Source organism: Mammaliicoccus sp. P-M58 (genome assembly GCF_022386165.1).
Taxonomy (GTDB): Bacteria; Bacillota; Bacilli; order Staphylococcales; family Staphylococcaceae; genus Mammaliicoccus; species Mammaliicoccus sciuri.
Map to the genome: position 1 here is coordinate 104960 of NZ_JAJNJI010000012.1, position 8953 is coordinate 113912.

The 8953-nt window shown below is 34.1% G+C and carries 7 protein-coding genes; all 7 read right to left on the reverse strand.

Going from position 1 to position 8953, the window contains the following annotated elements; translation table 11 throughout:
• Positions 1-90: 90 nt before the first annotated feature.
• The gene (locus tag LQ694_RS12865) at positions 91-1854 is read right to left on the reverse strand and encodes an ABC transporter ATP-binding protein (protein WP_065381615.1); all 1764 of its coding nucleotides are present in this window, start codon (positions 1852-1854) and stop codon (positions 91-93) included.
• On the reverse strand, positions 1838-3628 hold the full coding sequence (locus tag LQ694_RS12870) for an ABC transporter transmembrane domain-containing protein (protein ID WP_218697153.1): 1791 nt from the start codon (positions 3626-3628) through the stop codon (positions 1838-1840). Before LQ694_RS12870 ends, LQ694_RS12865 begins: the two co-directional genes overlap by 17 nt.
• A gap of 342 nt (positions 3629-3970) precedes the next feature.
• Positions 3971-4597, reverse strand: coding sequence for a LysE family translocator (locus LQ694_RS12875; RefSeq protein ID WP_058592251.1), 627 nt, complete (start codon positions 4595-4597; stop codon positions 3971-3973).
• Between the two features lie 68 nt (positions 4598-4665).
• A complete protein-coding gene (locus tag LQ694_RS12880; RefSeq protein ID WP_096791701.1) occupies positions 4666-5472 on the reverse strand; it encodes a glutamate racemase in 807 nt (268 codons plus the stop codon).
• A 15-nt stretch (positions 5473-5487) separates the two neighbouring features.
• A complete protein-coding gene (locus LQ694_RS12885; RefSeq protein ID WP_096791700.1) occupies positions 5488-5883 on the reverse strand; it encodes an acyl-CoA thioesterase in 396 nt (131 codons plus the stop codon).
• A 96-nt stretch (positions 5884-5979) separates the two neighbouring features.
• Positions 5980-7584, reverse strand: a complete 1605-nt coding sequence (locus LQ694_RS12890) for a poly(glycerol-phosphate) alpha-glucosyltransferase (protein WP_218697152.1) — start codon at positions 7582-7584, stop codon at positions 5980-5982.
• Between the two features lie 141 nt (positions 7585-7725).
• The coding region (locus LQ694_RS12895) for an LPXTG cell wall anchor domain-containing protein (RefSeq protein ID WP_239772084.1) at positions 7726-8953 on the reverse strand (1228 nt) is incomplete at its 5' end.

The window sequence follows — 8953 nt, forward strand, 5'->3', positions numbered from 1 at the left end:
AATCCTCCTCTATTTATCTATTACTGCTTATTATACATAATTACATATATAAAAACTGACCAGACACTTTCGTCTGATCAGTTCTTACTATTATCCATTTTGAAGTAAATACATTTTGTGATAAATACCGTCTTGTTTAATCAACTCGTCATGTGTACCTCTTTCAACGATTTCACCTTTATTCAATACAAGTATTTGATCGGCATCTTGAATAGTTGATAGTCTATGCGCAATCGCTAAAGTTGTTCTGCCTTTTCTCATTTTTTCTAAAGATGCTTGAATTTGCGCTTCTGTTTCTGAATCGATATTAGCAGTCGCTTCATCCAGTATTAATATTTTTGGATCACTTGCGATTGTTCTTGCAAATGCTAACAATTGTCTTTCACCACTTGAAAATGCACTACCTTTTTCGATTACTTTATGTTCATATTTCCCTGGTAATTTATTGATAAATTGATCTGCATTTACAAATTCAGCCGCTTCTTGCACTTTTTCAAAAGTCATCGACGGATGATACAATTTTATATTCGATGTAATTGTTCCGTAGAAAATAAATGCATCTTGAAGCACAAGCCCAATATTAGATTTGAGTTCTTTTTTCGGTATTTGCTTAATCGATTGTTGATCGATTAAAATTTCACCTTGTTCAAATTCATAAAATCTCATAAACAAGTTAATGATTGAACTTTTCCCAGAACCTGTATGCCCAACAAGTGCAACTGTTTCACCTGGGTTTGCGGTAAATGATATATTTTTTAATACATCTGTTTGACCATCGTAACTAAACGTTACATCTTTAAATTCAATTTTGCCGTCAGTAATATGAAAATCTTGACGCTCTTGTTGCGCGGGCTCAAGCATATCATTATCGATGAGTTTAAATACACGACTCGCTGATACGAGCGCTTGTTGAAGTACGTTTAAATTTTGACTGACTTGGTTAATTGGTTCAAAGAAACGTTCCATATATTGTACAAATGCAAATACAACCCCTGCTGTAATGCCACCTGAAAAGCTCAATATACCGAAGTAACTTAATATCATAATGACAGCAAATACTGAAATCATACTGATCGCTGGTCTCAGTAGTAAACCATCAATTTTGACAGTCTTCATATTAAACTCATAGTGCTCATCGTTAATTTCATTAAATTCTTTTTGCAGTCTCTTTTCTTGATTAAATACTTGTATAATCCTCATACCTTCGATAGATTCAGCTAACTTCGCATTTAAATCTGATAAAAGCTGTCTCGCTTGGGAAAAGTATATCGCAGAATATTTTCTATAAAGTGCTAGTATGACAACTATAATAGGTACAAATACAAGTGCCATTAAAGCTAATTTAAAATCTAAAATAAACATCATGACATAACTTGAAATAACCATAAATAATGCCATTAAAAATGAAGAAAATACACCGATAAACATTTCTACAATGGCTTCAGTATCATTCGTTAACCTTGATACAATACTGCCGCCTGGCTCTTTATCAAAATAGCGCATGCCCAATTGACCAATTTTATCAAAAGCATCAATTCTTAATTGTTGAATGACTTTAAAAGCTAAATATTGAAATAAGTATACATTCCAATATGTTGTTAAAGCGCCGATGATTTGAACGACAAAGAATATCACAATCAGTAAAGTCATATCTGATTCTGGAAATACACGTGGTGTTAAATAATCATCGATAAATACTTTTACTAAATAAGGTGTTGCGACACTTGCAACTGTCGAAATCGTCAGCATTAAGAAAGCAAGTGCAATGATACCTTTAAAGGGGAACGTATATTTAATTAATCTTTTAAGTACATCAAACTGATCTTTGGCAGTTAAATTATGATTTTGAGCCATCGTTGTCATCCCCCTTTGCCAATTCATCTAGACTACTCGCAAGCTTTTCATGTAATGCTTGTGATTGATAGGTGTCATAATACCAACCTTTAAGATTCATCAACTCTTGATGTGTACCTCGTTCAATAATCGTGCCTTCATCCATCACGATAATCATATCGGCATGACTAACAGCACTCATTCTATGAGCTGTGATAATATTTGTCTTACCTTGTCTGACGTTCTGCATATTTTCAAGTATATGTTCTTCAGTTTCTGCATCTACTGCTGATAATGAATCATCTAATATCAGTACAGGTGGATTCATAATTAATGCTCTTGCAATAGATATCCTTTGCTTCTGACCGCCAGATAATGAAACACCTCTCTCACCGACAACTGTATTGTAGCCTTCAGGAAAACTTAATATATCTTGGTGAATATAACTAATATTACTCGCGTTATGAATGATGTCATCATCGATAGTCGGATCGCTAAAGGCAATGTTATTTCTTATCGAAGTCGAGAATAAAAAATGGTCTTGAGGGACATAACCAAATTGCGCTCTTAAATGACGAATATCAAAATAACTTAATGGATGACGACCGTATATGATTTCATCCGCTTCTTTCGTATCAAATTCGCGTAATAATAGACGAATGATTGCACTTTTACCTGACCCTGTTCGACCGACAATGCCTAATGTAGTACCTTTTTCAATCGAGAAATGAATGTCATGTAATGCCACATTATCATCGTTTGGAAATTTAAAGGATTTAATGTCAACGTGAATATCCCCTTCAGGAATCATATCAGTCTTAACTTCCGTATCGACATCATTTTGAACATTGGTAATTTCATTAATTCTTTCATATGATGCATGACCTCTTTGAACAATATTAAAGAATAATCCAAGTGCGAGTAGTGGCCAAACCATCATCCCTAAATAAGTTGTAAATGTAACAAGTTGTCCAATTGTAATATCATCTTGAATCACCATTCTTGCGCCAAAGAATATTGCTAAAAAATAACTAACACCAATTACTGACATAATGGTTGGATCAAACAACGCATCAATTTTAGAAACTTTTAAATTTTTGTATACCACATCATCACTAAGTTGCTTAAAATCTGCTTGATCGTCTTTTTCATAACCGAATGTCTTTGTGACTTTTATCCCAGCAATACTCTCTTGAGTCTTATCATTCAATTGACTAAACGCAGCTTGTGCTTTTTTGAAACCGCGGTTAAGCAACTTTCCATAATAACTCGTTAATATAATCATAATAGGAAGTGGAATCATAACAATTAAAGTTAAACGCCAATCAACTGTAATCGCCATAGTAATCAGAACAGCACCTCCAGACATTAGTGAATCAGCAATTGTCAGAACGCCACCCCCTGCAGTATTCTGAACAGCTCTAATATCATTTGTAGCATGTGCCATTAAATCCCCAGTGCGTCTTTCTTGGAAAAAAGATGGACTCATCGACGTATACTTATGATACAGTCGCTCTCTTAATATCTTCCCTAATCTCATACTCGCCCCGAATATCATAATGCGCCAATAGTATCGAAATACATATGTTAATACAGCAGCAAGAAATAAAATGATGAGATAAATCAGAAGCGTCTTTCCCGTTAAAGTATTAAAGCTAATAGCATCAATCACACGACCGATAATTTGTGGAGGCAACAAATCAATCAGTGCTACAAGTAATAGTATGAGAATACCAAAAATATAATTTTTCCTTTCTTGTTTAATAAACCAGCCCAATTTTGCAAATACTTTCATAATCGTCCACACTCCCCTTATATCTACACTTTAAAATTTTAGCACAAAACAATCATTTAAAAATTGAAAGTTCATAATTTTCATACATTTATGTAAAAATCATCCGAATGGCGTATACGGGAATTATGATAAGGAGGAGGATTAAGTGACGTGGAGGTATGAGGTTCCAGGGTTCGGGGGTTTGGAGGAGGTATGTTGCTTGTTTGGGCAGTCTTGCAACATACAGGCGTGCTATGTTGCTAGTAACGTCCCACTTGCAATGTTCAGACCACTTCATCCTCCTATTCCCCAATAAAAAAATGGCCGGGACATCATTCAATGTCCCGAGCCATTTTCACTTCTTTATGATTTTGTACCGAATAGACTAATCCCTAATATGACAAATACTGCACCACTTATTTTATTGATGATTTTTTCTGCTACGATATTATCTCTTAATTTTGTTGTTAAACTACTTGAAAAGATAGCAATGATAAATGATGTTATCGCACCCATTACTGCGAAAATACTGCCCAATATTAAAAATGGTATTGGACCGTACTGATTATCCACTGAAATAAACTGTGGAATAAAGGAAATAAAGAATAGTGCTACTTTAGGATTCGTAACGTTCGTGATCACACCTTGTACAAATAATTTTCTACGTGATTGATACACGGTCTTCTTTATTGAGATTGAAGATTGTTTACTTATAAACATTTGTATACCTAAATAAATTAAATAAACTGCTCCGACAACTTTAATGATTGTGAACAAGACAACGGAAGTTTGTAAGATTACTGACAACCCTAATCCTGACAGTATAGTATGAACGACTGCACCTACCGAAACACCTAATGCTGAATATATACCTGCATCTCTACCTTGTGAAATACTTCTATTTAGTATAAACATCATATCAATACCAGGTGTGATACAAATGATAAGTACTGTGATTAAAAACAGTTGAAAAGATACGATATCAAACATCATTTACCCCCTTTAAATTAATCGTTAAGATATACTAACATATAATCTAAAGTTGTAAAATGAAAATTTTAATTTATCTCGATTTTTTCAATGTCTAAGTTTATATTTAACTTTTCAAGTATTGATTCAAAACCTTCTATAGTATAGTCTTCATTTTCAGTTACTAATGTCTTAATCGTCCCATGACCGTTGGAAGTGAATGATGCTGATTGTTCAATAACATTTTGAGCAGGATCAATAAACATGATATGTGGATATAACTCTTTAAAATAACTATATAACCACGGTAAATGTGTAGAAGATAATGTGAATATATCGATTTCTTCATGTTGGTCTAAAATATCATCCATAAAATTCTTCACAGTCATTAAAGTATGGTATTTATCAGATATAAATGATCCGTCTTCAACTAATTCAACTAATGAAGAAGCATTAAATTGATATACACGTCCCGAAGAAACTTCATTGGCTATAAATTCATTTAATGCATCACTTTCAATTAGAGATTGAACACCTAAAATACCTACTTGTTTACTAGAAGATTTCTCTAATGCTTCTTTCACCGGTGGATACACACCTATGATTTCAGTATCAAATTCATCTTTCAAATCATCTAGAATTGTAATCGTTGGTACATTAGATGCCAAGATAATCAAACGAGGATTCCACTTTTCTAAGTAATGAATAGTTTTCCTCATCACGTCTTTTAATTCATCGATAGATTTTTGACCATAAGGAAACTGATTGCGATCTGCCAAATATATTAAATCTTGATTTGGATATGTCTTTTTTAACAATTCTACAATTGAATAACTGCCAATTCCCGCATCAAAAACAGCAATAGGTTGAAATAACGTATTTTGATTATTTGTCATATATGCCACCCTAACTTAATTTTCTAAAAATACTTTCGGTGTTTGTGCTATTTTCTCATCTACCACATTATAAAATCCACCTTTTTGATATCCCGTACAATGTACTTTGTCTTCAGTAGCAATTTCGAATTCAAGTTCCCATTTCATTCTACTCACTTTAACTAACCAACATCTACCAACTGGTTTGTCATGAATCGTCAATGGTACTTTGTAGTCTGCCTCAGTCCTCATCAATATTGGTGATATATTAAATTTCATCATTTCTGAGTAAGTCATATATTGGTTAATAAAAGCAGTTCTTAAATCTTCAAACCATCTTACATACACAATATTACTCACAATGCCCATAGCATCAATATCATAAACATTAACTTCGATTTCTTTTTCAGCGACTAATTTTCTCTCTTGCATTAAAAAGACTCCTTCGTACATCATTTTTTATTATTTCAAAATAACTTTATACATATTATCACTTAAAGTCATTCATTAAATCAACCTTTAGCAATACTAGGAATCTTTAAAAGCTTTTTGGTATTGAACATACCCTGATAAATAGTGTTCAATATCATCAATCCTTACTCTGTACCCATGATGCTTAATGAAGAAAGAATTCACAATGCGTGCTGGATTTTTAAAGTACATTGCAATTTCAGGATAAAAGTAGCCTATTCTTTCATAATCAGCTCTTAAATGTATTGTATTAATGAATTTTTCTTCATCTAAATAAGTTTCAACAAGTTCAGCATATCCTGTCTTTTTAGCTTTTTCGACTAAGTGATAAGTCGCCATTAACATTTCTAAAAATGTTGGGAATGTCGTTTCCCTTTGTTGCATATAATCTAAATAACTCGATACGTTCTGAATGCCAAATTTATAATATTTCTCTTGTGGATCAATTTGTACTAATTCATTTGTACAATATCCTAACCAGTGATCATGATATTTCCAATATTTTTTCTCTATAAACATTTCGAATAACATTTTGACAGTATTCACCCATTCTTCATTATGATCAATTTGATAAAGTCTTAATAATGCTAAAGCAGCTTCACCATCATAATATACAATTCTGAATTGTTCTTTAGTCGTTAAATCAGGATAATTTAATACATGAATCGTTTGTTGTTGATCATCAATCATCGTCAATATCCCTTTAGCAACTTTCTGTGCAGCTTCTAAATATTGATTTTTCTCAGGTACGTGCTTTAAATATTCACAAATCGCGAAGATAAATGCAGCATTTTGACCTAATTTGATTTCATTCACACCTTCTGTATCATCAAATATATATCCTGCACCATCAACTTCATATAAATAATGCTTGATTAAATAATCAATCGCCTTTTCTACAATTGTGACATCTTCATTTAAATAACTCAGACCTTCTATTAATGCATATGTTGAAGATGAATGACGTAAATTATTATAAAATCCTATTTCTTTATCGAAATGTGGAAAATAACCATAAATATACTTTCCGTTATCTTGAATTTGATTTTTCAAAAAGTGAGTACTTGTTTTAATTAATCGATCAATTTCTTCATTAATATTATCTATTTTCCTTAGACCTTTACGATATCCCTTTTCTTCTAATTCTATAAGTTTATCTTTTTCAATAAAATAGCTTTTCGTGTAGAACTTATAAACATCTTCATTTTCATAATTACGGTGTGTGAAATATTTTCTTATTCTTTTGTACTTTTTAATATAGTTGTTAATGTTCTTCTCAGACATGAAAAGCTCTTTACTATTAGGTTCAGGTCTTATAAATGCATTAGTATTAATTTCTTCAGGTAAGAACGCTAACTCCCAATTATTATCTAATGAAAAGCCATATTCTACATAATTTCTACGTGTATACGTTAATTCATGCTTTAATTGTTCATATTTAATTTTCTCAATTGAAGTAACGAAATCTATTTTGATCCATTCAGCATTTTTACCAGTATTTTTTCGAAATGATTCGATATATTTTTTTATATTTCGTTCAGCATTATTAGCTTTAAACATTTTTACTATAGCCTTTTGGGAAGGATGACCAACACTAACAAATATTTTTTCTATATCAGAATTACTATTGAATAAATTCTTTAGTTGATTAGATATCTCCATACTTTACATACCTTTCTGTATTAACTTTTACAAAAACAAGCCTAAATCTGTTTTATTAATGAAAATTATGAAACTACCTTAAAAATCATAGAGGCTGGGACAAAAAATTTGCCCCAGCCATAAAATTTCATTTATATAATTCTAGTTATTTTCTTTGTTGTCTTTTTTGCGACGACCAAGTAAGAATAATGATCCAATTCCAGCAAATAAACCGCCGAATAAAGCACCGTTATTTATTGGTTGTTCACCAGTGTCTGGTAATTTCTTATCATTATTTGATTTATCATGATCATCTGTAGTTGCAGCTTTTGCAATGCCATTTCCATCATTGTTGTTTGAATCAGTTGAACCCATTCCCATATCTGAGTCTGAATCTGCATCTGAATCGCTATCCGCATCTGAATCAGAGTCCGCATCTGAGTCACTGTCTGCGTCTGAATCTGCATCTGCATCTGAATCACTGTCTGCATCTGAGTCGCTATCTGCGTCTGAGTCACTATCTGCGTCTGAATCGCTGTCCGCATCTGAGTCACTGTCTGCGTCTGAGTCACTATCTGCGTCTGAATCGCTGTCCGCGTCTGAGTCTGAATCTGCATCTGAGTCACTGTCCGCATCTGAGTCAGAATCCGCGTCTGAATCGCTATCCGCATCTGAGTCACTGTCTGCATCTGAGTCAGAATCCGCGTCTGAATCGCTATCCGCATCTGAGTCACTGTCTGCATCTGAGTCGCTATCCGCATCTGAATCTGAGTCTGCGTCTGCGTCTGAATCGCTATCCGCATCTGAATCAGAATCTGCGTCTGAGTCGCTATCTGCGTCTGAATCGCTGTCTGCATCTGAGTCACTGTCCGCGTCTGAATCGCTATCCGCATCTGAGTCGCTATCTGCATCTGAGTCGCTATCTGCGTCTGAGTCACTGTCTGCGTCTGAGTCAGAATCTGCCTCTGAGTCAGAGTCCGCATCTGAATCACTGTCTGCGTCTGAGTCAGAGTCTGCATCTGAATCACTGTCTGCATCTGAATCAGAGTCTGCATCTGAATCGCTATCTGCATCCGAGTCAGAGTCTGCATCTGAATCAGAGTCCGCATCTGAGTCAGAATCTGCATCTGAATCACTGTCTGCATCTGAATCACTGTCTGCATCTGAATCAGAGTCTGCATCCGAGTCAGAGTCTGCATCCGAGTCAGAGTCTGCATCTGAGTCTGAATCCGCATCTGAGTCGCTGTCTGCGTCTGAATCAGAGTCTGCATCTGAGTCACTGTCCGCATCTGAATCAGAATCTGCGTCTGAGTCGCTGTCTGCATCTGAGTCACTGTCCGCGTCTGAATCGCTATCCGCATCTGAGTCGCTATCTGCATCTGAATCACTG

Coding starts and splice junctions, on each gene's coding strand:
- LQ694_RS12865 (WP_065381615.1), bottom strand. CDS start 1,854: ATGGCTCAAAATCATAATTTAACTGCCAAAGATCAGTTTGATGTACTT.
- LQ694_RS12870 (WP_218697153.1), bottom strand. CDS start 3,628: ATGAAAGTATTTGCAAAATTGGGCTGGTTTATTAAACAAGAAAGGAAA.
- LQ694_RS12875 (WP_058592251.1), bottom strand. CDS start 4,597: ATGTTTGATATCGTATCTTTTCAACTGTTTTTAATCACAGTACTTATC.
- LQ694_RS12880 (WP_096791701.1), bottom strand. CDS start 5,472: ATGACAAATAATCAAAATACGTTATTTCAACCTATTGCTGTTTTTGAT.
- LQ694_RS12885 (WP_096791700.1), bottom strand. CDS start 5,883: ATGCAAGAGAGAAAATTAGTCGCTGAAAAAGAAATCGAAGTTAATGTT.
- LQ694_RS12890 (WP_218697152.1), bottom strand. CDS start 7,584: ATGGAGATATCTAATCAACTAAAGAATTTATTCAATAGTAATTCTGAT.